This window comes from Polaromonas sp. P1_G1 (genome assembly GCF_056405595.1).
Genome location: NZ_JBFUBU010000011.1, coordinates 72,524 through 95,425 on the forward strand (window position 1 = coordinate 72,524; position 22,902 = coordinate 95,425).

Consider the following 22,902-nt stretch of genomic DNA (forward strand, 5'->3'; position numbering starts at 1 on the left):
TGCTTGTCCTGGTCACAGGCTGATGGCCAGGCCAAAGTAGAAAGCGATCTCGCAGACCTGCTGGGTCGCGCCCAGGCAGTCGCCGGTGAAGCCCTGCAGCCGGCGCTTGAACATCCGGCCCATCCACAGCAGCGCTAGGAGGGCAAAGCTGCAGGCGACGATGAGATTCAATGCGTCCAGCGCAAGGGCGGCCAGGGCGAGCGCCACGAAACACCAGGCAAAGCCGACCAGCAGGGCGCCCGGCGAGATCTGGTCGGCCAGCGGCTTCGACTTGGACGCGGCCGTGTCGCCGACGTGTGGCAGTAGGTAGATCAGCAGCAGCGGCAGGCCGCGCGAGACGACGTGGCCCGTCCACAGCGCGGCGCAGATGTACCAGCTGGCAAAGGGCGCTTCTTCCCAGCCGGTGGGCGCGCCTTCGACCGAACCGAGGATGGCCAGCAGCGAGACCTTGGCGAGCACGGCCAGCACCAGCGCCATGGCGCCGAAGGCCCCGACGCGCGAGTCCTTCATGATCTGCAGCGCGTGCTCCCTGTCGTAGCCGCCGCCCAGGCCGTCGGCGGTATCGGCCAGGCCGTCTTCATGGAAGCCGCCGGTCAGCAGCACGGTGGCGGCGGTGGACAGCGCGGCGGCCACCAGCGGCGTGAAGGTGGTGTCTGGCAACAGGGCTTGCACCAGGGCGTACAGGGCGGCGGCAAAAGCGCCGGCCAGGATGCCTATGCCCGGGAAGTGCCCGGCGCTGGCGCGCAGCAGTTCGGGGCTGTAGCCCACCCAGTCAGCCAGCCGCCCAGTGATAGGGATGCGGGTGAAGAACTGGACGGCGAGCAGGTACTCGCGGATGAACTGGGCGATGGCGGTCATGCGGTGCCCCGTGCGGTTCAGGCGTCTTCGCGGCCGCTCACGCCGGCGGAGTCAAAGCTGGCCATCTCGTTGAGGAAGCCGGCCGCAGACTGCAGCAGCGGCCAGGCCAGCAGCGCGCCCGTGCCTTCGCCCAGGCGCAGGCCCAGATCCAGCAGCGGATCGGCTTCAAGGTGGGCCAGCAGCAGGCGGTGGCCGTGTTCGTCCCCGCGGTGGCAAAACACCATGTAGTCCTGCGCGGCGGGCGCCAGGGCCCGGGCCACCAGCGCGGCGGCGCCGGCGATGAAGCCGTCGACCAGCACGGCGCGGCGCTCGCTCGCGGCCTGCAGCATGGCGCCGGCCATCATGGCGATTTCAAAGCCGCCCAGGGCGGCCAGCGCAGTTAGGGGTTGCACGGCGCCGGCATGGCGGGCCAGCGCCTGTGCCAGCACCTGGCGTTTGTGCGCGAGCTGTGCGTCGTCCAGCCCGGTGCCGCGGCCCGTGGCCTCGTCTATGCCGACGCCCGCCAGGCGCGCGAACAGCAGGGCGGCGGCGGAGGTGTTGGCAATCCCCATCTCGCCGAAGGCGACGGCATTGCCGGGCAGTTGGCGCACGATGTCCATGCCGGCCTGCAAGGCGGCACGTGCCTGCGCGGCCGTCATGGCGGGCTCGTGGCGGATGTTGCGTGTGCCGGGCGCGATCTTGCGCTGCAGCAGTTGCGGGTGCGGCGCCAGTTCGGCCGCGACGCCGGCGTCCACCACTTGCAGCGCAAAACCATGCTGGCGCGCGAAGACGTTGATGGCGGCGCCGCCGGCCAGCATATTGCCGACCATCTGCACCGTGACGGCCTGCGGGTAGGCTGAAACGCCTTCGGCGGCGATGCCGTGGTCGGCGGCGAAAACCACCATCTGCGGCTCGCGCAGCGTGATGGTTTCACTGCGCTGGATCAGGCCCAGCTGCAGCGCCAGGCCTTCGAGCCGGCCGAGCGCGCCCAGCGGCTTGGTTTTGTGGGCAATCTTGTGCCGCAGCCTGGCCTCCAGCGGGAGGTCGGCGGTGGGCTCAATCGCGGGCAGGATCAGGGGTGGAAAGTCGGGAGCGTTCATCGGTGATCAGCTTGAGGCAGGCGGGGCAGAAGCAGGACAGCGCACTGCCTTGCGATGATGGGGTGCGTTCGCTGGGAACAGGCATGACGTGAGGCAGCTTGACGCACCAGCATTCGGCATCGCCCGCCACCATGCCGCAGCGCAGGCCGGCACCGCAGCGCGGGCACACCGAGGTGTTGGCCGGGGCGGGCTTTGCCGAGGGTGCGCCTTGTGCATTCATGGCGGTTGTGCCGGGGTCAGCTTTGCAGGAAAAGCCGGTAAACCGGGTTGGCGGTTTCCTCGACGTGGGGGTAGCCCAGGGTGTCGAGGAAGTCCTTGAAGGCCTTGTTGTCGGCCTTGGGCACCTGCAGGCCCACCAGGATGCGGCCGTAGTCGGCGCCCTGGTTGCGGTAGTGGAAGAGGCTGATGTTCCAGCCCGGCCGCATGCTCGAGAGGAACTTCATCAGCGCGCCGGGCCGCTCGGGGAATATGAAGCGCAGCAGGCGCTCGTCCTTGGACAGCGCGCTGTGCCCGCCCACCATGTGGCGTATGTGTTCCTTGGCGAGCTCGTCGTGCGTGAGGTCCAGGGTCTTGAAGCCGTGGCGCGAGAAATTGGCGGCGATCCTGGCGCTTTCTCCCTTGGCCGAGGTGGTCAGGCCGACGAAGACATGGGCTTTGGCGTCGTCGTTGATGCGGTAGTTGAACTCGGTCACGCTGCGCGGCCCGCCGGGCAGCTCGCCGATGACTTCGCAAAAACGCCGGAAGCTGCCGCGCTCTTCGGGAATCGTCACGGCGAACAGGGCTTCGCGCTCTTCGCCGACCTCGGCGCGCTCGGCGACGAAGCGCAAGCGGTCGAAGTTCATGTTGGCGCCGCTCAAAATCACGGCATAGGTCTCGCCCTTGGTCTTGTGCKTSGCCACRTAYTGCTTGACGGCGGCCACGGCCAKCGCGCCCGAAGGCTCGACGATGCTGCGCGTGTCGACGAACACATCCTTGATGGCGGCGCAGACCGCGTCGGTGTCGACGGTGATGAATTCATCGACCAGCCCGCGGCTGATGCGGAAGGTCTCCTCGCCCACCAGCTTGACGGCCGTGCCGTCGGCGAACAGGCCGACGTCGCTCAGGGTGACGCGCTTTTTGGCGTCGACCGACTGCAGCATGGCGTCGGAATCGTTCATCTGCACGCCGATGACCTTGATCTCGGGGCGCACGGCCTTGATGTAGTTGGCCACGCCGGAGATCAGCCCGCCGCCGCCTATGGCCACGAACACGGCGTCCAGCCGGCTGGAGCCCAGGCTTTGCAGTTGCATGAGGATTTCCATCGCGATCGTGCCTTGGCCGGCGATCACCTCTGGGTCGTCGAAAGGGTGGACGAAGGTGAGGTCGTGTTTTTTCTCGAGCACCACGGCGTGTGCGTAGGCGTCCGAATAACTATCGCCGCGCAGCACGACCTCGCCGCCCCAGGCGCGGACCGCGTCGACCTTGAGCTGCGGCGTGGTGGTGGGCATGACGATGACGGCGCGGGCGCCGAGTTTTTGCGCGCTGAGCGCCACACCTTGTGCGTGGTTGCCGGCCGAGGCGCAGATCACGCCTTTCTTGAGCTGGGCCGGGCTCAGGTGGGCCATCTTGTTGTATGCGCCGCGCAGCTTGAAGCTGAACACCGCTTGCTGGTCTTCGCGCTTGAGCAGCACGGTGTTTTTCAGGCGCAGGCTGAGGTTTTTGGCGGGCTCAAGGCTGGATTCCACGGCCACGTCATAGACCCGCGCCGTGAGAATCTTTTTCAGGTAGTCGGCGGGGGTGAGCGGCTTGCCGGAAGGGGCTGTTTTGGGGAGGCTTTTGGCGGTTTTGGTCGGGGTGGGCATGTTTTTCTCGCAGCCTGACATCATAGTGGCGCGAGAAAAAGCGCCGCAGCGAGCCGGCACGCAATTCGATGACCCAAGAAAAAAGGCCCAGACCTTGCGATCTGGGCCTGTAAATCCACCCTTAGAGGAGGTGGAGGAGACAACCAGTGGCACCAAATACCTTGTGACGCCGTGGGCGATCAGTATTGATGCGATGATTTCAGTATAGCGGAGCGATGTTGCGCTGCACAATATCTTGTGGCGCAAACTCGACATTTTTCACGGTTTAGTTATAAATTTTATGCATAAGGAGCGGAGTTTATGGAATGCACGGTGAGCTGGACGGGCAACAGCGCCAACACGGGATCGCGCTCGAACATGAGCTTCCTCGCCGAAACGGGCAGCGGCCACACCCTGGTGATGGACGGCGCGCCCGATGCGGACAAGCCTGAAAACGGCGGTGCCAACCTGGCGCCCCGCCCCATGGAGACCGTGCTGGCCGGCACGGGCGGATGCACCGCTTATGACGTGGTGCTGATCCTCAAGCGCGGCCGCCAGGACGTGCATGGCTGCTCGGTCAAGCTGAGCGCTGAAAGGGCTGCCGTGGACCCCAAGGTATTCACCAAAATTCACATGCATTTTGTGGTGACGGGCAAGGGCCTGGCCGCCAGCGCGGTGGAACGCGCCGTGGCCATGAGCCACGACAAATATTGCTCGGCCACCATCATGCTGGCGAAAACCGCGGACATCACCACCAGCTTCGAGGTGCTGGAGGTTTAAGGGCGTTGCGGCTCGGGCCGCGGCTTCAGAGGTAGTGCGCCGTCGTCGTCATGACGCGCGCGGCCGAGCGCATCAGCGCCTTGACCGGCTCTGGCAGCTGCAGGGCGCCGGCCTGTTCGGCGTCCCGCGCGTGCAGGGCTTCGTCGTCCTTCATCTGCGCCACGATGGCGCGCGACTCGTGGTCGCCCAGCGGCAGGCGTTCCAGGTGCCCGGCCAGGTGCGCTTCGACCTGGCGCTCGGTCTCAACGACAAAGCCCAGGCTCAGGCGGTCGCCCAGCCGGCTTGCGACCAGGCCCAGGCCGAAGGCGCCGGCGTACCAAAGCGGGTTGAGCAGCGAGGGGCGGGCGCCCAGTTCGTCCAGCCTGGCCTTGGTCCAGGCGAGGTGGTCGCCTTCCTCGCGGCTGGCCTGCAGGAAATGCTCGCGCAGTGCCGGGTCGCGGGTGCCCAGCGCCTGCGCCGCGTACAAGGCCTGCGCGCAGACCTCTCCCACATGGTTGACCCGCATCAGCGCGCCCGACAAGGCCTTGTCCTGCAGCGCCAGCTCGGTCTTTTCGCCGGGCACGGTGGGGCAGGCGCGGCTGGCGCGGGGGGCGGCAAAAAGGGTTCGCAATGCGCCGTCGGCGGCATTCAGGGCGGTGTCGAGTGCGGTGGTCATGGCGCCATGTTAGCGCCGGACTCCTGGCATGCAAACGCCCATGAAAAAAGCCCCTGTGAAGGGGCTTTTTCGTGACGCGCCCGGATTGGATCCGGGTGGGGTTCCGGTTTAGAACGTGTGGCGGATGCCCAGGGCGATGTTGGTGGAGCCAACACCGGCCGCGGAGGTTACGCCGCCGAGGAAGCCGTTGCCGCCTGGTGCGACCTGGCCCTGGCCCTTGTTGTTGAAGTGGGTCAGCACGGCGTTCAGGTTGGTGCGCTTGGACAGCGCGTAGGTGTAGGTGAAACCGTAGGAATCGGTATCGGCGTTCACCGTGCGCTTGTCATCCAGGCGGTTGAAGGCCACGACCCAGGTGTGTGGGCCGGTGGTGAGCCGGTAGCCGATGTGCATCAGCCTGGCGTCTTGCCTGAAGGCGGCGTTGTAGGCATTCTGGAACGCCGTACCGACCAACGCGCTGCCGGTGGAAGCGGTGACAGAAGCGCCAATCGTGGAGATGCCGGTTGGATTGTCGTCCTTGATGGTGGCGTACTGGCCGTACAGGGTGCCGGGGCCGATGTCGACGGTGGCGCCGATCAGGTCGTTGGTCAGGGATTTCTGGCCCAGCTCATTGTTCTTGCCGTTGTGGCCATAGCCCACCGAGAAACCGTTGCCCTTGTAAGTGACCATGCCACCCCAGAACCGGCCTGCGGAGTTGCTGCCCGCGACTTCACCGGCGCCGTACATCAGCAATGCGGTGACGCCGCTGGTCTGGATCGCGTACTGCAGCGTGTTGCTCAAGCGGATGTCGAATGCGGCTGGCAGGCTGGCGACCTGGCCGGCGGCCAGGCTGGACTGGGTCTGCGAAGCGTCAAACTGCGCGGCCACCAGGTAGCCGGGCGTGTATTGGCGGCCGGCCGTGAAGGCGCCGAAAGGGGTCACCAGGCCGACGTAAGCCTGGCGGTCAAACAGGTTGCCGGCCAGGTTCACGCCGAATGCGCCGGTGGCGAGCGTGTTATTCACGCCGGCGATCAGCAAGTCGCGGGTTGCGACGGGAAGGGGGAGACCTGCGACGCCCGCAGCCACCGAGGTGGCGACGCGATCAGGCATCTGGGTGCCGGAGTTCGGGCGGTTGGTCACGGAGCCGGTGTCCAGCTCGAGGCGGTTTTCAAGGGTGAAGATGGCCTTGTAGCCGCCGCCGATGTCTTCCGAACCGCGGAGGCCGAAACGCGAGCCTTCCATGATGCCGCTGGCAATCGTGCTCACGGAGCCCTGGCGCAGACCGCTCACGTGGTTGAAGCCTGCATCAAGAATGCCGTAGACGGTCACGGTGCTTTGCGCCATGGCGGCCGAGGTGGACAAAAGTCCCATGATCGCAGTTGCAACGAGGGTCAGTTTTTTCATGGAGTCTCCAGGAGTTGTAATTAAAAAAGCGCTGAATGGCGGGAAATTTTGACGCCCGTCCTTACCCTGGCAGGCCGTCTTTGTGAAGGAAAGATTAATGGCGATGCCGTGAGCCGTAAAGAGTGTCACTACGGGGGGTATCACTTTCGCGACAGGGGAAAACCCGAGGTTTTTGCCGTCAGGGCAAAGCCCCGAAAAAAGCCGTGCAAGCCCCCCATTTCTTGCCGCTTCCCTCTGGGGATGGGGGTGCTGCGTCGTGCCAAGAACTGGTTTGGCGGATGCGCGAAGCCGGCTTAGGGCTTGGTCTCTATTTTGGCCAAGCCGTGGTACGTGAGCCACAGCCCCACGGGGTGCCTGGGCAGTTTCGAGTGTGCACCGCCCCCGTTGCGATGCCTCTGGTTGGCATGGAGCGCCGAAAAACGCGGCCGCCGGCCCCGGTCAGCGTGTGTTCACCAAAACGATGCGCTTATGGAAAAAAGCGCCATTTTGGTGTGTTTAGGCAACATCGAAGGGCATATCCGGCCGCAGACGGCTCCCCGGCATGGGGCTGGTACGGCATGACACCTAGCAGTGTGGTCAGGGGCCAACAATCGGGCGTGAAATTTGCTAATGAAGCGATAAGGGCTTTGTATGATTTGTGACGGATTGATTAAATCGGCCTGGGGTCGATCAATCAAAAGCCCTTTGAAATGTTTTCGCGTTTTTTATGTGTTTCCCACCTTTTTGGAGATTTCTAATGATGAAGAAAAGCCTAGTTGCCCTGGCAGTGCTGGCCGTTTCCGGCGTGGCATCCGCGCAGTCCACCGTGACCATTTACGGCCTCGTGGACGCATGGGTCGGTACCGTCAAGGACAACAACATCAGCCGCACCGGCGTGAACGTTCCGCACCCTTTCTCCGGCAGCGGCGGCGGTCTGCAGACCAGCCGTTTCGGCCTGAAGGGCTCTGAAGACCTCGGTGGCGGCCTCAAAGCCAACTTCCTGCTGGAAGCCGGCTTTGACCCCAGCACCGGTGTTTCCAACAACTACACCAACCCCTACACCGGCGCGACCTCCACTGCGATTTTCGGCCGCCAGTCATGGATGGGCTTTTCCGGCGGCTTCGGTGAATTGAAGCTCGGCAAGATGTGGACCCCTTACGACATGGTCAAGGGTTCCGGCGCTGCTGGTTTTGACTCGCTGCTGTTCGCGCCTTCCACCAGCGTGTGGGCCAGCAACAGCTACCAGGATCGTCCCGGCAACTCGATCTACTACGAGACCCCCAACTTCGGCGGCTTCTCCGCTGCCGGCATGTACAGCTTCGGTGAAAACAAGACCGCCGCTGTCGGCGCCGGCAAAATCATCAGCATGAACGTCGCTTACGCGAACGGCCCTATCGGCGCTTCGCTGGCTTACCAGACCGAAAAAACCACCAGCGCCGCCACCGCGGTCAAGTACACGCAGTTGAACGGTTCCTATGACTTCGGCGTGGTCAAGCTGCTGGGCGCCTACGGTAACGTGAAGAACGGCACCACCCCGATCACCGGTGTGGCGGCGGACAAGACCAAGGAATACCAGATCGGCCTGGACTTCCCTGTCACCAGCGCCCTGACGCTGTCCGGTGGCTATGCCCGTTCCAAGAGCACGCTGCTGGCCGGCGCTCCCGACCTGAAGCGCACCGGCTACGGTTTTGCAGCCCTGTATGCCCTGTCCAAGCGTTCGAACCTGTACGCTGGCATCCAGACCGGCAAGGAAACCGGCGGCGCGGCCGAGCGCAAGACCAGCACCTACGGTGCCGGCATTCGCCACACGTTCTGATCCGTTTGACCTGAACCTGAACCCCGCCTCGCGCGGGTTTCCTGAAAGCCGTTTCACTGAAACGGCTTTTTTCATTGAAACGGCCGGAATCAAAGCGGGAACAGGTTTTTTGGCAAGAGGGAATCTCCGGTTTTTGCGGGCGTTGTTTCTTTTCCACTGGTTGGCGTCCATTTGTGGCTTGAGCGCAACGTGTTGTTGGTTTTTTTGGGCATTCCTTTGCGAATTGAAGCCCAGTCTGGTGCAATAGAGCCAACTTCCCGAAAGGGGGTTGGCCCGGGTCTCTGGTGGAACCACGAGGACGCAAGTCCGCAAATGGTCCCCGTGCCGGAGCCCTATGTTTAACCTTGGAGAAACTCTCAATGAAAAAGACCCTTATCGCTTTGGCCGCACTCGGCGCGATGGCTGGTGCAGCACAAGCTCAGTCGACCGTGACCATCTATGGTCTGCTCGACGCCAACATCGGCAGCTACAAGACCAACCAAGTTAGCGGCGCTGCCATCACCGGCATCAGCCAAGCCAAGATTGACTCCGGCGGCCTGAACGGTTCGCGTTGGGGCATTCGCTTCAGCGAAGACATCGGCGGCGGCATGGCTGTCATCGGTAACCTCGAAAGCGGCGTCAACCTCGACGCAGGTTCTTCCGGCCAAGGCGGCCTGCTGTTCGGCCGTCGCGCCAACGTGGGTATCTCCAGCGGCTTCGGTACCGTGACCATCGGTCGCAACTCCAGCTCCTACGACGACGTGTCTGCTGACCACGCCATGATGGGCGCTACGCTGTTCGATCCTTCGAACACCAACAACGGCTTCAGCACCGCTCAAGCAGGCGCCATCGGCACCCTGGCTGGCAATGCTGTCCTGCTGAACCACAACGGCAACGGCTCTGGCGCCCACGTGACCTGGGTTGGTTTCAACACCCGCTTCAACAACAGCGTCAAGTACGTTTCGCCTAACTTCGGCGGCTTCACCGGTTCGTTCATGTACGCCTTCGGCGAAGACAAGACGGCCGCTGTCAGCGCAAGCAACACCGTGTCTGCCAACCTGAAGTACGCAAACGGCCCTCTGGTTGTTTCCGGCGGCTACCAGTCTGAAGGTGCTGCCCGCACCGCAACGACCAAGCCAGCTCTGACCAACACGCTGCTGAACGTTTCTTATGACTTCGGCGTTGCCAAAGTCGGCTTCGGTGCCAACCGCGCCAAGTTCAAGGACGTCATCACCACGTTCAGCTCGACCGGCGCTGTGGTTGCTGCTCACGAACTGGGCGCACAGAAAGAGTACAGCCTGAGCGTTGCAGTGCCTCTGGGCGCAACGACCCTGAGCGCTGGTTATGCTCGCTCCAAGGGTGACGATCTGGGTTCCAGCACTGGCTGGGGCGTCCAGGCTCTGTACTCTTTGAGCAAGCGCACCACCCTGTACACGGGTGCCGTCAGCACGAAGAACTACTCTGGCGTGGCTGCGAACACCATGGTGATCGCTCCTACCAGCAGCATCACCCGCACCACCACGATCGCAGCTGGCATTCGCCACACGTTCTAATTTGAAGCTGGCTTAACGCCAGTTTCTTATGAAGATCTGAAAGCCGCCCCGGGGAAACCCGAGGCGGCTTTTTTCATGGCTGAAATGACTGCAGTACAAATTTCCGGATTTTTTGAAACCTTTTCTGCCCCGGCCGCGTTGAGCTATGTAGCTTCACCTTCTGTCTTTCCATGACCTTGTCGTTTCCCTGTTTTTTCTCGAGAACGCTCCGTGCGCTGATGGTTGTCGCTTGTGTGACCCTGCTTGCGGCCTGCGCGGGAGTAGGAACTTCAGAGCCGGCAAGCAGCCAGGACGTGAACTGGGCCTCGGCGTCGCCCGCAAGTTCAAACTCAAATTCCTCTTCAATCCCGGACACCGTCAAATGGCAACATTGCGCATTTCCGGGGAAGAAGTCCACACGCTATCGCGCGGTGCGGCTGGATGGGCGTGAAGCCGTTTCCAGCGAATCCGACAGCGCCGCCAGCATGCTGCGGCAGCAGTTGCGGGTCGAGCCTTCAGACCTGGGCAAACTGGGTTTCTCCTGGAAGGTGCCCATGATGATCGCCGGCGCCGACATGACGCAGCGCGACAGTGACGATTCCCCGGTGCGCGTGTTGCTCGCTTTCGAAGGCGACCGTTCGAAGTTCTCCGCCAAAAACGCCATGCTGTCGGAACTGGCATTGGCCCTGACGGGTGAGCCGCTTCCTTATGCAACCCTCATGTATGTGTGGGGCACGCACAGCGCGCCGGAAAGCGTGGTCATCAACCCCCGCACCGACCGCATCCGCAAGCTGGTGCTTGAGTCCGGACCGGCGCGGCTAGGCCGCTGGCTCGACTACGAGCGCGACATCCGCGCCGACTATGAAAAAGCCTTCGGCGAAGCGCCGGGGGCGCTGGTCGGTATTGCCATCATGACGGACAGCGACAACACGCGGCAAAAAACCAAGGCTTGGTATGGCCCGGTCAGCCTGGTGAACAAGCCTTTGAACGCCATGGCCGTTCCCGCCGTGACCGCCGCATCGGTGCAGCTCTTGCAAAGCCCTGTGTTTGCGCCGCCATCCCTTCAAGACTAGTATTCCAACAGCTGAACTCGGAATTTCACTGACATGCGCGCTCCGGCCACCCTTCCAAATATTCCAGGTGCCTCATCCCTCCAGCCCACCGCAGCGGCGGATATCGCCGACAGCACGGATCGCCCGCCCCAGCTGCGCGCCAGCGGCCGGGCTTTCGCGCAGATCGTGCAGTACCACCCCGAACTCACCGCTTTCCGCCGCGACCTGCATGCCCATCCAGAACTAGGTTTTGAGGAGGTCTACACCTCCAGCCGTGTGGTGCATGCGCTCAAGCTATGCGGCGTCGACGAGGTGCATACGGGTGTCGGAAAGACCGGTGTGGTCGCCGTCATCAAGGGCCAGAAAACCGCAAAGTCCGGCCTGAGGCCCATGGTGGGCTTGCGCGCCGACATGGACGCGCTGCCCATGACCGAGCACAACGAGTTCGGCTGGAAGTCTTCAAAAACTGGGTTGATGCACGGCTGCGGCCACGACGGCCACACCACCATGCTGGTGGGCGCCGCCCGCTACCTGGCCGAGACACGCAACTTCGCCGGCGATGCCGTGCTGGTGTTCCAGCCCGCGGAAGAGGGGCGCGGCGGGGCCGACGCAATGATCAAGGATGGCCTGTTCGAGCGCTTTCCCGTGCAGGCGATTTACGCCATGCACAACTGGCCCGCGATGCAACCCGGCACCATCGGCATCAACCCCGGCCCCATGATGGCCGCGGCCGACCGCATCACTATCGAGGTGACCGGCAAAGGCGGCCACGGCGCGCATGCATACCTGACGGTGGATCCAGTGCTGGTGGCCGCTCACATCATCACCGCGGTGCAAAGCATTGTGTCGCGCAACGTCAAGGCCATGGACAACGCGGTGATCAGCATTTGCGCCGTCCGGGCGGGCGACCTGGGCGCGATGAGYGTGGTGCCCGAGACCGCCATGCTGGTGGGCACCGTGCGTACCTTCAAGCCCGAAGTGCAGGATCTGGTCGAGCGCCGCCTCAAGGAATTGTGCGCGGCCGTGGCCCAGGGCTTCGGCGCCACCGCCACCGTGAAGTACGAACGCATCTACCCGGCCACCATCAATTCGCCCGCCGAGTACGCACTGGCCACCGCCGTGGCGGACCAGCTCGTGGGTGCGGAAAACGTGGTGAGCAACCTCGAACCCAGCATGGGCTCGGAGGATTTCTCCTTCATGTTGCGCGTCAAGCCGGGCGCCTACCTGCGCCTGGGGCAGGGCGAGCAGCTGCCCGACGGCAAAGGCGGCACCACCGGCGGCGTCGGCAGCCGCTTCCTGCACAACAGCTGCTATGACTTCAACGACAGCGTGCTGCCGCTGGGCTCGGCACTGTTCGCCGGCATCGTGGAGCGTTCGCTGCCCCTCGCCTGATACCGCGGCCCGGTGCCTCAGGCGTAGCGCTTGTTGCGCAGGTTGTTCTTCATTTCCTTGAGCAGCGGCTGCAGCTTGCTGCCGATGCGCAGCGCCACGCAGGTCGCCAGGATGTCGATGATCATCAGATGCATCAGGCGCGACACCATGGGACTGTAGCGGTCGTAACCCTCGGGGTGGTCGGCCGCCAGGTGGATGTTGCCGGCCGCTGCCAGCGGCGAGCCGGTGACGGTGATGACGATGGTGGTGGCGCCGTTCTTGCGCGCGATGTCGCAGGCGTCCATCAGGTCGCGCGTGCGGCCCGAATTTGAAATCACCACCACGCAGTCGCCCGGGCCCAGCAGCGAGGCGCTCATGACCTGCATGTGGCCGTCGCTGTAGGCGATGCTGGTGATGCCGAGGCGGAAAAACTTGTGTTGCGCGTCCTGTGCAACGATGCCCGAATTGCCCACACCGAAAAACTCGATGCGCCTGCCGGTGTTGTAGGTCGCCAGCAGCGCGTCGGCGGCCCTTTCCACCGCCACCGAACTCGCATCGTTGCGGTACTTCAAAAACGCCGCCACGGTGTTGTCTATCACCTTGACCATCACGTCGGCGGTCTTGTCGTCGGCATCCACGCTGCGGTGAATAAAGGGTACGCCCTCACTGACRCTGCCCGCCAGCTTGAGCTTGAAGTCCGACAGCCCGTCATATCCCATGCTGCGGCAAAAGCGCACCACGGTGGGCTTGCTCACATGCGAACGGCTGGCCAGCTCGGTGATCGGCAGGTTGGCAAAGGCCCGCGGGTCGCCCAGCACGAGCCGGCCGACACGCTGTTCGGCGGGTGCGAGCGACGGCAGCGAAGCCTTGATTCGATCAAGCATGGTGGGATAGGTCTCTGGTGGCGCCAACGCGCTGGAAATGTGGGAGCTCTTCTAACCAGCAAGGGCCGCGGAACCGGCTTTGCCGGGCCGCAGGCGCAGCGGCCCCCTCGGGGGGCAGGGAGTTACACGAAGTGAACGACCGTGGGGGCCACATATTTAACACTCCTCACTCCAGCAATAGCCGTCGCGCGCAATCATCGCGCTCGAGGCACTCGGCCCCCAGCTACCGGCGGCATAGGGCCGCGGCGCGCCGGAATCATTGCTCCAGCTGTCCAAAATCGGTTCGACCCAGCGCCAAGCTTCTTCCTGTTCGTCGCTGCGCACAAAAAGGTTGAGCCGCCCGTCGATCACGTCCAGCAGCAGCCGTTCGTAGGCGCCCACGCGTTCGGAGCCGAAGCGCTTGTCGAAGTCCAGGTCAAGCTGCACCGGGGCCAGCGACGGCGTGCCGCGCGCATGGCTGTTGCCGGAGCGCTGGTCGGCGCCTTGTGCCAGCAAATGCAGTTCCAGGCCGTCCTTGGGCTGCAGGTTGATGACCAGCCGGTTGGCCACGTTGGAGCCGGCCGTGGAGGTCTTGAAAATCGCATGCGGCGCCGGCCGGAAGTTGACCTCGATGTGCGCGTCGCGGCCGGCCAGGCGCTTGCCGGTGCGKATGTARAAGGGCACRCCGGCCCAGCGCCAGTTGGCGATCTCGGTGCGCAGGGCCACAAAGGTTTCGGTCCGGCTGTCGGGAGGCACGCCTTTTTCGTCGCGGTAGCCGGGCACCGATTCGCCTTCGATGTTGCCGGCCGCGTACTGGCCGCGCACCACGTGCTGGCTCAGTGTTTCAGGCGTCCAGGCCTTGAGGGAGCGCAGCACCTTGAGCTTTTCGTCGCGGATGGCGTCGGCATGCGAGTTGATGGGCGGCTCCATGCCGATGGCGCACAGCAGCTGCAGCGCGTGGTTCTGCACCATGTCGCGCAGCGCGCCCGTGCTGTCGTAGAAGGCGCCGCGTTTTTCGACGCCCAGGTCCTCGGCGATGGTGATCTGGATGTTGGCGATGGTCTCGCGGCGCCACAGCGGCTCGAAAAGCGAATTGCCGAAGCGCAGCGCGAACAGGTTCTGCACCGAAGGCTTGCCCAGGTAGTGGTCGATGCGAAAGATCTGCTGCTCGCTCAGCACGCTGCGCACGGTCTTGTTGATGGCGCGGTTGGAGGCCAGGTCGTGGCCCAGCGGTTTTTCCAGCACCACCCGCGTCTGCGGGCCGTTGAGGCCGGCGGCGGCGATCTGCTCGCACACGGTGGTGAACAGGCTGGGCGCCGTCGCCACATACATCACCACCACGTCGGCCGGCCGCTGCTGTAGTTTCGCGGCCAGCGCGGCGTAGTCCGCCGGGTTGGACAAATCCATGCGCAGGTAGCCAAGCAGCGCGGCAAAGCGCGAGAACTCTTCTTCGCTCGGGCGTTTGGCCAGCTCGACGTTGTCGAAGCGGGATTTGATCAAGGCGCGGTACTGGTCGTCGGACAGGTCGTCGCGCGCCACGCCCACGATGCGCCCGCCTTCCGGCAGCGAGCCGTGGCGAAAGGCCTGGAACAAGGCCGGCATGATCTTGCGCCACACCAGGTCGCCGGTGCCGCCGAAAAGGATGAGGTCAAAGCTCATGGTAAAAAAGTGTCTTGGTAATTAAGTTTCACATTCTATGGGCATAATGGTAACTCGACCTTGAACCCCGTGCGATGCCTGCACCCAGGTGTCCAGCGGTGTTTCATCCGGACCACGCCCGCCTTTTGCCCAGCATCCAGCCATGACCCAACTCGACGCCCTCAAACAGTTCACCACCGTGGTGGCCGACACCGGTGATTTCAAGCAACTGGGGCAGTTCAAGCCGCAGGACGCCACCACCAACCCTTCGCTGATCCTCAAGGCGGTGCAAAAGGCCGATTACCAGCCTTTGCTCAAAGACACCGTCGCCCGCTTCAAAGGCCGCGCGCTCGACGAAATCATGGACCGCCTGCTGGTGCGCTTCGGCTGTGAAATCCTCTCCATCATCCCGGGCCGCGTCTCGACCGAAGTCGACGCCCGCCTGAGCTTTGACGCCAACGCCACCTACACGCGCGGCGAACGTATCGTCGAGCTCTACCAGGCCGAAGGCATCCACATCGACCGCGTGCTGATCAAGGTGGCCGCCACCTGGGAAGGCATCCAGGCGGCCGAAAAGCTTGAGCAGCGCGGCATCCACACCAACCTCACCTTGCTGTTTTCGTTCGCCCAGGCGGTTGCCTGCGGCCAAGCCAAGGTGCAACTGATCTCGCCCTTCGTCGGTCGCATCTACGACTGGTACAAAAAATCCGCCGGCGCATCGTGGGACGAAGCCGCGATGGCCGGCGCCAACGACCCCGGCGTGAAGTCGGTGCGCGAGATCTACAACCACTACAAACATTTTGGCATCGCCACCGAGGTGATGGGTGCGAGCTTTCGCAATGTGGGCCAGATCACCGCGCTGGCCGGCTGTGACCTGCTGACCATCAGCCCCGAACTTCTGGCCCAGCTCGCGACTTCCGATGTGCCGCTGTCCCGCGCGCTGGACGCCAAGGCGGCCGCCGCGCTGGACCTGCCCGCCGTCAATTACGACGAAGCCGGTTTCCGTTATGCACTCAACGAAGATGCCATGGCCACTGAAAAACTGGCCGAGGGCATACGCGCGTTCGCGGCCGATGCCGTGAAGCTCGAACACCTGATGCAGGCGGCCTGAGCATGGCCGTGCAGCCCCGACCCCGTTGCGACCGCACGCCGGCCTGGGCCGCGCTGCAGGCCTGCTTTGACACCCGCGGAAAGTCCTTTGACCTGCGCCAGGCCTTCGCGGCCGATCCCGGCCGCTTCGGGCACTTCAGCCAGGAAGCGCCGCATGTCTTTGCCGACCTCTCCAAAAACCTGATCGACGCCGGCAGCGAAGCGCTGCTGCTGGAGCTGGCCGCGCAATGCCGGCTTGAGCAGCACCGCGACGCCATGTTTGCCGGCGAGCTGATCAACGGCACCGAGCAGCGCGCCGTGATGCATTTTTTATTGAGAAGCCCGGCCGCCGGCGGCATGAGCGGCGACCTCGCGCGCGTGCATGAAACCCTGGACGCCATGCTGGCCTACGCGGAGCAGCTGCGCGCCGACACGGCCATCACCGACGTCGTCAACATCGGCATAGGCGGCTCCGACCTCGGGCCGCAAATGGCGGTGCTGGCGCTGGCTGAATTCGCCATACCGGGCAAGCGCTTTCATTTTGTCTCCAACGTCGACGGCGGTGAGCTGGCCGGCGTGCTGCGGGGGCTCAAACCGCAAAACACGCTGTTCCTCGTCGCGTCCAAGACCTTCACCACCACCGAGACCATGACCAACGCGCATTCGGCGCGGCGCTGGTTCGAAGCACAAGGCGGCACGGACGTCGCCCGGCATTTCGCGGCGCTCACGACCAATGTCGCGGCGGCGAATGCCTTCGGCATCAAGACCACGTTCGGCTTCTGGGACTGGGTGGGCGGGCGCTATTCGCTCTGGTCGGCCATAGGCCTGCCGATTGCCATTGCCATAGGCGCGGCGGGCTTTCGCGAGCTGCTGGCCGGCGCGCATGCCATGGACGAACATTTCCGCACCGCCTCGCTGGCGCGCAACCTGCCGGTGCGCCTGGGTTTGCTGGACGTCTGGTACCGCAATTTTTACGGCTTCAGCAGCCGCAGCATCGCTCCTTACAGTAGCGCCCTGCGGCGCCTGCCGGCCTATCTGCAACAGCTGGAAATGGAAAGCAACGGCAAGCGCGTCGATGCCGACGGCCAGGCCCTGCCTTTTGCCACCTCGCCCGTGTTGTGGGGCGAGCCCGGCACCAACGGCCAGCACGCCTACTTCCAGATGCTGCACCAGGGCAGTTCGGTGGTGCCGGTGGAATTTGTCGCCGTCAAGCAGGCCGGCCACAGCCTCCCGGGCCACCATGACACCTTGCTGGCCAACGTGCTGGCGCAGGCTCAGGCGCTGATGCAAGGCAAGGAAGATGGAGGCGGCCACAAACATTTCCCCGGCAATCGGCCCAGCACCTTTTTGCTGCTGGAGCGGCTCACGCCCGCCAGCCTGGGCGCGCTGGTCGCGCTGCAGGAACACCGCGTGTTCGCCAGCGGCGCGATCTGGGGCATCAACAGCTTCGACCAGTGGGGTGTCGAGCTCGGCAAGGTGCTGGCCAGGGACATAGAGCCGCGCCTGAGCAGCGGGGATGTGGCCGGCCTGGACGGCTCGACGGCCGGCCTGCTGCGCAAAATCGCCGGCTGATTTGCGCAAAACTGTGCGTTTTTCCATTGCGGGGCCGCGTGCTTCCGTGGTCAACTTGCCGCTTCGCCGATTTTTTCGATGACCCGCACCATGTCTTTACCCGTCCCGTCCCCCCGTGTTTCCCCCCGTTTTTCGATTGTTGCCGCGGTGCTGCTCGCGATGGCCCTCGTCGCCGGCTGCGCAACCCGCGCGCCCACCGACGAGGAGGCCGACGTCGACGAACCGGCCAGCCAGGGCGGCACGGTGGGCCTGGCCGAAGGCGTGACCGGCACGGCCTGGGCCGCAATGTCGGCGCCGCCCATAGCCGGGGAACTCAAGCCCGACGACCTCAAGTGGGAAATATTCCGCGTGCCCGGCAAGCAGCCGGCCAGCTACAGCTATGTGCGCCATGAGGGCCGCGACGCAGTGCTGGCGAAGGCCGAGGCGTCCGGCAGCATCCTGCGCCATCGCTATCGCATCGAGCCGGAACAGCTTGGCCTCGTGCGTTTTTCCTGGAACGTGCCGAATGCCGGTGCCGGTGCCAACCTGACGCTGCCGCAACTCGATGACGTGCCGGTGCGGGTGGTACTGGCGTTTGAAGGCGACCGCTCGCGGCTGTCGATGAAAAACTCCCTGTTGTCGGAGCTGAGCCGCCTGCTGACCGGCGAAGAGATGCCGTTCGCGACGCTGGTGTATTCGTGGTCGCGGGTCAACCAGCCCGGCGAGGTCGTCGTCAACGAGCGCACCGACCGCATCCGCAAGATCGTCGTCGACTCGGGCGACCACGGCTACAACGAATGGCGCAGCTACGAGCGCGACATCCGCGCCGACTACCGCAAGGCTTTTGGCGAAGACCCGGGCGCCTTGCTGAGCTTCGCTGTCTTCACCGAAGGTGAAAAAAACGAAGGCCAGCTGCAGGCCTTTTACGGGCCGCTCAAGCTGGTGCCGGCTTCGGCCGTCGCGCGCAAATAGCGCCGCGCCCGGCCGGCGCGCCTGCGCCGGCCTGATGTCTTTGTCCATTTGTGAGAACGGCGCAGGCCGGCGGCCCGAAGCGGCAGAGCCATATCACGCCCACCTTGACAATTTGTTGCATCTAATGATGCGTGGTTTAGGGAAATTCCCACTCCTTCAATGCAACAAAGTATCGAAATCCTCTGATCTGGTATCAAACCCGCCAGGAGGTTTCCTCAGAATGCAGTGAGCGGCAAAGCTGCCGTTTCGAACGACATAACGAAGGAGACATCTCATGAAGGGTTTTATCCAGGCAGGCCTGGCGCTTGCACTTTCGGGCGCCGGCATGGCCCATGCCGTGACCGAACTCGTGGTGGCGACGGTGAACAACGGCCACATGATCGAAATGCAGAAGCTCACGCCGGTTTTTGAAAAGGCCCATCCAGACATCAAGCTCAAATGGGTCACGCTCGAAGAGGGCACGCTGCGCCAGCGCGTCACCACCGACATCGCCACCAAGGGCGGGCAGTTCGACGTGATGACCATCGGCCTGTACGAAGCGCCGATCTGGTCGAAGAAGGGCTGGCTGCAGCCCATTGCCACCGATGCCGCTTATGACGTCGACGACCTGCTGCCCGCCATCCGCGCCGGGCTGTCGCATGAAGGCAAACTTTATGCCGCGCCGTTCTACGGTGAGAGCTCGATGCTGATGTACCGCAAGGACCTCGCCGACAAGGCCGGTTTCAAGATGCCTGAGCAGCCCACCTGGGCACAGGTGAAGGAACTGGCCGGCAAGATCCACGACCCGAAAGCCGGCGTGTACGGCATGTGCCTGCGCGGCAAGCCGGGCTGGGGCGACAACATGGCCTTCCTGACCACGCTGGTCAACACCAACGGCGGCCAGTGGTTCGACATGCAGTGGAAGCCGCAGATCGACACCAAGCCCTGGAAGGACGCGATCGGCTTCTACGTGGACCTGATGAAAGCCTACGGCCCGCCCGGCGCCTCGGCCAACAGCTTCAACGAGAACCTCGCACTCTTCAACGAAGGCAAGTGCGGCATGTGGRTSGATGCCACCATCGCCGCCTCGTTCATCAGTGATCCGAAGCAGTCGAAGGTGGCCGACAAGGTGGCGTTTGCGCAGGCGCCGGTTGCCGTCACGCCCAAGGGCGCCAACTGGTTGTGGACCTGGAACCTGGCCATCCCGGCCAGCTCGACCAAGGGCGCGGCCGCCCAGACCTTCGTGAAATGGGCCACTTCCAGGGAATACATCAACCTGGTCGCCAAGGAACACGGCTGGGGCGCGGTGCCCACCGGCACGCGCAAGTCGACCTACGCAAACCCCGAGTTCCAGAAGGTCGCCAAGTTCGCCGCGGCCGAGAAAAAAGCCATCGACAGCGCCAACCTCAGCGACAGCACGCTGCCCAAGTCGCCGTACGCCGGCGTGCAGTACGCGGCCATTCCGGAGTTCCAGGCCATCGGCGTGGCGGTGGGGCAGCAGATGAGCGCGGCGCTGTCGGGCAAGGTCACGGTGGACCAGGCCCTGAAGACATCACAGACGGCAGCCGAGCGCGAGATGAAAAAAGCCGGGTATTACAAGTAATCGCAAGTAATCCCCCAGGCTGCCCACACATTGCCCCGGGATTCACCACATGAACCGCCTCCTGCCTCGCGCGCTCATGGCACCCGCAGTGCTCACGCTCTTCCTCTGGATGATCGTGCCGCTCGTGATGACCCTGTATTTCTCGTTCGTGAGCTACAACCTCATGCAGCCCGGCGCCCATCCGTTCGCGGGCATCGAGAACTTTGAGTACTTCATCACCGACCCGGACTTCTGGCCCGCGACCTGGAACACGCTGATGCTGATCGGCAGCGTGATCCTCATCACGGTGGTCTTCGGCGTGCTGCTCGCCTTGCTGGTGAACGAGCCGTTTCCGGGGCGGGGCGTCGTGCGGGTGCTGCTTATTTCACCATTCTTCGTCATGCCCGCGGTGAACGCGCTGCTGTGGAAGCACATGATGATGAACCCGATCTACGGCGTGCTTGCCGACTTGTGGCGATTTTTCGGCGCGCAGCCGGTCGACTGGCTCACCGATGTGCCGCTGTTGTCGGTGATCATCATGGTGGCCTGGCAATGGCTGCCTTTCGCCTGCCTGATCTTCATTACCTCGCTGCAGTCGCTGGACCGCGAGCAGATGGAGGCGGCGCGCATGGACGGCGCGAGTTCATTTCAGCGCTTCTTTTATCTCATCATCCCGCATCTCGGCCGGCCGATGGCGGTGGTGATCATGATCGAAATGATCTTTCTGCTCAGCGTGTTCGCCGAAATCGCCATCACCACCAATGGCGGCCCGGGCAACGAAAGCACCAATCTCACCTACATGATCTTCAAGCAGTCGCTGATGAATTTTGACGTGGGCGTGGCATCGGCAGGTGCGTTGTTCGCGGTGGTGGTGGCCAATATCGTGGCGGTATTCCTCATTCGCATCGTCGGCAAGAACCTCGACTAGACATGATGCACACCCTTACGCAGCGGAGCAACTGAACCATGCAACCTGGCGACTTTCTTGCGCAACTGCTTCGCACCGTGGGCGCGTGGGCCGCGGCGCTGCTGCTGTTCTTTCCGCTCGRCTGGCTGTTTCTCACGGCCTTCAAGACCGAACTTCAGGCGATTCATGTGCCACCGCTGTTTGTCTTTGAGCCCACGCTCGACAACTTCAGCGAAGTGCAGCGCCGCAGCGACTACCTGCTCTATGCGCGCAACTCGCTCATCACCAGCCTGGGTTCGACCCTCATCGGGCTGTTGATCGCGGCGCCCGCGGCGTACTCGATGGCCTTCTTCCGCACGAAGAGGACGCGCGACATCCTGATGTGGATGCTYTCCACCAAGATGATGCCGGCGGTGGGCGCGCTGGTGCCGATCTACGTTCTTGCGCAGACCGCGGGTCTGCTGGATTCGCTCACCGCGCTGACCATTGTGTTCACGCTGTCGAACCTGCCGATCATGGTGTGGATGCTTTACAGCGCCTACAAGGACATCCCGAACGAGATCCTGGAAGCCGCGCGCATGGACGGTGCGAGCCTCTGGACCGAGTTCCGCCATGTCGTGCTGCCGCTGTCGGTGGGCGGCCTGGCTTCGACCGGCCTGTTGTGCCTGGTGCTGAGCTGGAACGAGGCCTTCTGGGCTCTCAACCTSAGTKCGGCCAAGGCCGGCACGCTGGCSACSYTGATYGCCTCGTACTCCAGYCCCGARGGCCTGTTYTGGGCCAAATTGTCGGCCGCCTCGCTCATGGCGATCGCGCCTATCGTCGTGTTCGGCTGGTTCAGCCARAAGCARCTGGTGCAAGGCCTGACATTCGGCGCGGTGAAATGAAAGGAATTGACTGATGGCTTATCTGGAACTCAAGAGCATCGAGAAAAGTTTCGGGGAGGCCCGGATCATTCGCGGCATCGATCTTGAAATCAACAAGGGCGAGTTCATCGTCTTCGTCGGGCCTTCGGGTTGCGGAAAATCGACCTTGCTGCGCCTCATCGCGGGGCTGGAGCCCATCACCCAAGGCAACTTGCTGCTGGACGGCAGGGACATCACAGGGGTGCCTTCGGGCAAGCGCGACCTGGCGATGGTGTTCCAAAGCTACGCGCTCTACCCGCACATGAGCGTGTACGACAACATGTCCTTCGCGCTCAAGCTTGCGGGGGTGTCGAAAAGCGAGATACAGGCCAAGGTTGAGCACGCGGCGAAGACACTCAACCTTACCCAGTACCTCGGCCGCACACCGAAAGAGCTGTCGGGCGGGCAGCGGCAACGCGTGGCGATTGGTCGCGCCATTGTGCGCGCGCCCAAGGTATTCCTGTTCGACGAGCCCTTGTCCAACCTGGATGCCGCGCTACGCGGCAATACCCGCGTCGAAATCCACAAGCTGCACCGCGCACTCGGTGCGACGACCATCTACGTCACGCACGATCAGGTCGAGGCCATGACGCTGGCCGACCGCGTGGTGGTGCTCAGGGACGGGCTGATCGAGCAGGTCGGTACGCCGCTCGAACTCTACGACCACCCGGCGAACYGGTTTGTCGCGCAGTTCATCGGCATGCCGTCGATGAACATGGTGGCGGCGGGCGCCATTCCGAGCTTCTCAGCGGCCACCGGTGGACGCCTGCCGGGCGACGGTTTCCTGGGCGTCAGGCCGGAAGGCTTGCGTGTGCATCCAAAGCAGGCCGCTGCTTCGGGGGTGCCGGGCCGCGTGGAGCTGATCGAGGCGCTCGGCGCCGACACCTTGATTCATGTCGACGTGGGCGGCGTGCCGCTGATAGCGCGCCAGAACGAACGCACGCCGCTGCATGCGGGTGACGACGTGGCGGTCGAACTCGACCCTTCGGTGCTTCACCTGTTCAACAGTGAAGGCCGTGCGGTGCCGGCCTGATTCCTTCTTTCTTCCCTTCCTCCCTCTTCTTTCGGGCATTCCCTTGACTCTCGCAACAGCGCCTCTTGCGCAAACGCCACCGGCC

At 63.7% G+C, this 22,902-nt stretch carries 21 protein-coding genes; 12 read left to right on the forward strand and 9 right to left on the reverse strand.

Going from position 1 to position 22,902, the window contains the following annotated elements:
- Positions 1 to 12: 12 nt before the first annotated feature.
- From AC1D1Y_RS07240 to ilvA, 4 genes are read right to left on the reverse strand one after another with little or no spacing between them, the layout of a single operon-like run.
- Positions 13 to 858, reverse strand: coding sequence for an adenosylcobinamide-GDP ribazoletransferase (locus AC1D1Y_RS07240; RefSeq protein ID WP_477681743.1), 846 nt, complete (start codon positions 856 to 858; stop codon positions 13 to 15).
- Between the two features lie 17 nt (positions 859 to 875).
- On the reverse strand, positions 876 to 1,937 hold the full coding sequence (gene cobT / locus AC1D1Y_RS07245; RefSeq protein WP_477681744.1) for a nicotinate-nucleotide--dimethylbenzimidazole phosphoribosyltransferase: 1,062 nt from the start codon (positions 1,935 to 1,937) through the stop codon (positions 876 to 878).
- The gene (locus AC1D1Y_RS07250) at positions 1,894 to 2,157 is read right to left on the reverse strand and encodes a cysteine-rich CWC family protein (RefSeq protein ID WP_477681745.1); all 264 of its coding nucleotides are present in this window, start codon (positions 2,155 to 2,157) and stop codon (positions 1,894 to 1,896) included. Before AC1D1Y_RS07250 ends, cobT begins: the two co-directional genes overlap by 44 nt.
- A 16-nt stretch (positions 2,158 to 2,173) precedes the next feature.
- The gene (gene ilvA / locus AC1D1Y_RS07255) at positions 2,174 to 3,778 is read right to left on the reverse strand and encodes a threonine ammonia-lyase, biosynthetic (RefSeq protein WP_477681746.1); all 1,605 of its coding nucleotides are present in this window, start codon (positions 3,776 to 3,778) and stop codon (positions 2,174 to 2,176) included.
- Positions 3,779 to 4,078: 300 nt separating this feature from the next.
- Here ilvA and AC1D1Y_RS07260 point away from each other — a divergent pair, with 300 nt between their 5' ends.
- Complete coding sequence (locus tag AC1D1Y_RS07260; protein ID WP_477681747.1) at positions 4,079 to 4,537, forward strand: OsmC family protein; 459 nt, start codon at positions 4,079 to 4,081, stop codon at positions 4,535 to 4,537.
- Between the two features lie 25 nt (positions 4,538 to 4,562).
- Here the strand turns inward: AC1D1Y_RS07260 and coq7 are convergent, their stop codons facing one another.
- Positions 4,563 to 5,192: a 2-polyprenyl-3-methyl-6-methoxy-1,4-benzoquinone monooxygenase gene (gene coq7, locus AC1D1Y_RS07265; protein ID WP_477681748.1), complete on the reverse strand. Its 630-nt coding sequence runs from the start codon at positions 5,190 to 5,192 to the stop codon at positions 4,563 to 4,565.
- Positions 5,193 to 5,300: 108 nt separating this feature from the next.
- Positions 5,301 to 6,572, reverse strand: coding sequence for a porin (locus AC1D1Y_RS07270; RefSeq protein ID WP_477681749.1), 1,272 nt, complete (start codon positions 6,570 to 6,572; stop codon positions 5,301 to 5,303).
- A 736-nt stretch (positions 6,573 to 7,308) separates the two neighbouring features.
- Between AC1D1Y_RS07270 and AC1D1Y_RS07275 the strand changes: the two genes are divergently transcribed.
- Together AC1D1Y_RS07275 and AC1D1Y_RS07280 are read left to right on the forward strand one after the other, a co-directional pair.
- Complete coding sequence (locus AC1D1Y_RS07275) at positions 7,309 to 8,367, forward strand: porin (RefSeq protein ID WP_477681750.1); 1,059 nt, start codon at positions 7,309 to 7,311, stop codon at positions 8,365 to 8,367.
- 359 nt (positions 8,368 to 8,726) lie between these two features.
- The gene (locus AC1D1Y_RS07280) at positions 8,727 to 9,899 is read left to right on the forward strand and encodes a porin (protein WP_477681751.1); all 1,173 of its coding nucleotides are present in this window, start codon (positions 8,727 to 8,729) and stop codon (positions 9,897 to 9,899) included.
- A 73-nt stretch (positions 9,900 to 9,972) separates the two neighbouring features.
- On the opposite strand, the gene AC1D1Y_RS07285 is transcribed toward AC1D1Y_RS07280, so the two are convergent.
- Entirely contained in the window at positions 9,973 to 10,296 is a 324-nt protein-coding gene (locus AC1D1Y_RS07285) for a hypothetical protein (protein ID WP_477681752.1), read from the reverse strand.
- Between the two features lie 13 nt (positions 10,297 to 10,309).
- Between AC1D1Y_RS07285 and AC1D1Y_RS07290 the strand changes: the two genes are divergently transcribed.
- Together AC1D1Y_RS07290 and AC1D1Y_RS07295 are read left to right on the forward strand one after the other, a co-directional pair.
- A complete protein-coding gene (locus AC1D1Y_RS07290) occupies positions 10,310 to 10,951 on the forward strand; it encodes a DUF3047 domain-containing protein (protein WP_477681753.1) in 642 nt (213 codons plus the stop codon).
- 33 nt (positions 10,952 to 10,984) lie between these two features.
- Positions 10,985 to 12,322, forward strand: a complete 1,338-nt coding sequence (locus AC1D1Y_RS07295; RefSeq protein WP_477681754.1) for a M20 aminoacylase family protein — start codon at positions 10,985 to 10,987, stop codon at positions 12,320 to 12,322.
- 17 nt (positions 12,323 to 12,339) lie between these two features.
- On the opposite strand, the gene AC1D1Y_RS07300 is transcribed toward AC1D1Y_RS07295, so the two are convergent.
- Both AC1D1Y_RS07300 and zwf read right to left on the reverse strand, forming a co-directional pair.
- Positions 12,340 to 13,185, reverse strand: coding sequence for a MurR/RpiR family transcriptional regulator (locus tag AC1D1Y_RS07300; protein WP_477681755.1), 846 nt, complete (start codon positions 13,183 to 13,185; stop codon positions 12,340 to 12,342).
- Between the two features lie 156 nt (positions 13,186 to 13,341).
- Positions 13,342 to 14,823, reverse strand: a complete 1,482-nt coding sequence (zwf, locus tag AC1D1Y_RS07305) for a glucose-6-phosphate dehydrogenase (protein WP_477681756.1) — start codon at positions 14,821 to 14,823, stop codon at positions 13,342 to 13,344.
- Positions 14,824 to 14,965: 142 nt separating this feature from the next.
- On the opposite strand from zwf, the gene tal reads away from it, so the two are divergent.
- The 7 genes from tal to AC1D1Y_RS07340 all read left to right on the forward strand — a co-directional run bounded on the left by tal (position 14,966) and on the right by AC1D1Y_RS07340 (position 22,817).
- A complete protein-coding gene (gene tal / locus AC1D1Y_RS07310; RefSeq protein WP_477681757.1) occupies positions 14,966 to 15,913 on the forward strand; it encodes a transaldolase in 948 nt (315 codons plus the stop codon).
- Between the two features lie 2 nt (positions 15,914 to 15,915).
- Positions 15,916 to 17,463, forward strand: coding sequence for a glucose-6-phosphate isomerase (gene pgi, locus AC1D1Y_RS07315; protein ID WP_477681758.1), 1,548 nt, complete (start codon positions 15,916 to 15,918; stop codon positions 17,461 to 17,463).
- Between the two features lie 90 nt (positions 17,464 to 17,553).
- Positions 17,554 to 18,414, forward strand: coding sequence for a DUF3047 domain-containing protein (locus tag AC1D1Y_RS07320; protein WP_477681759.1), 861 nt, complete (start codon positions 17,554 to 17,556; stop codon positions 18,412 to 18,414).
- Between the two features lie 274 nt (positions 18,415 to 18,688).
- Complete coding sequence (locus AC1D1Y_RS07325) at positions 18,689 to 19,996, forward strand: ABC transporter substrate-binding protein (RefSeq protein WP_477681760.1); 1,308 nt, start codon at positions 18,689 to 18,691, stop codon at positions 19,994 to 19,996.
- A gap of 49 nt (positions 19,997 to 20,045) precedes the next feature.
- Positions 20,046 to 20,903 (forward strand): carbohydrate ABC transporter permease, encoded by an 858-nt coding sequence (locus AC1D1Y_RS07330; RefSeq protein WP_477681761.1) that lies wholly within the window; start codon positions 20,046 to 20,048, stop codon positions 20,901 to 20,903.
- Positions 20,904 to 20,941: 38 nt separating this feature from the next.
- Positions 20,942 to 21,766 (forward strand): carbohydrate ABC transporter permease, encoded by an 825-nt coding sequence (locus AC1D1Y_RS07335; protein WP_477681762.1) that lies wholly within the window; start codon positions 20,942 to 20,944, stop codon positions 21,764 to 21,766.
- 13 nt (positions 21,767 to 21,779) lie between these two features.
- On the forward strand, positions 21,780 to 22,817 hold the full coding sequence (locus AC1D1Y_RS07340) for an ABC transporter ATP-binding protein (protein ID WP_477681763.1): 1,038 nt from the start codon (positions 21,780 to 21,782) through the stop codon (positions 22,815 to 22,817).
- Positions 22,818 to 22,902 lie beyond the last annotated feature (85 nt).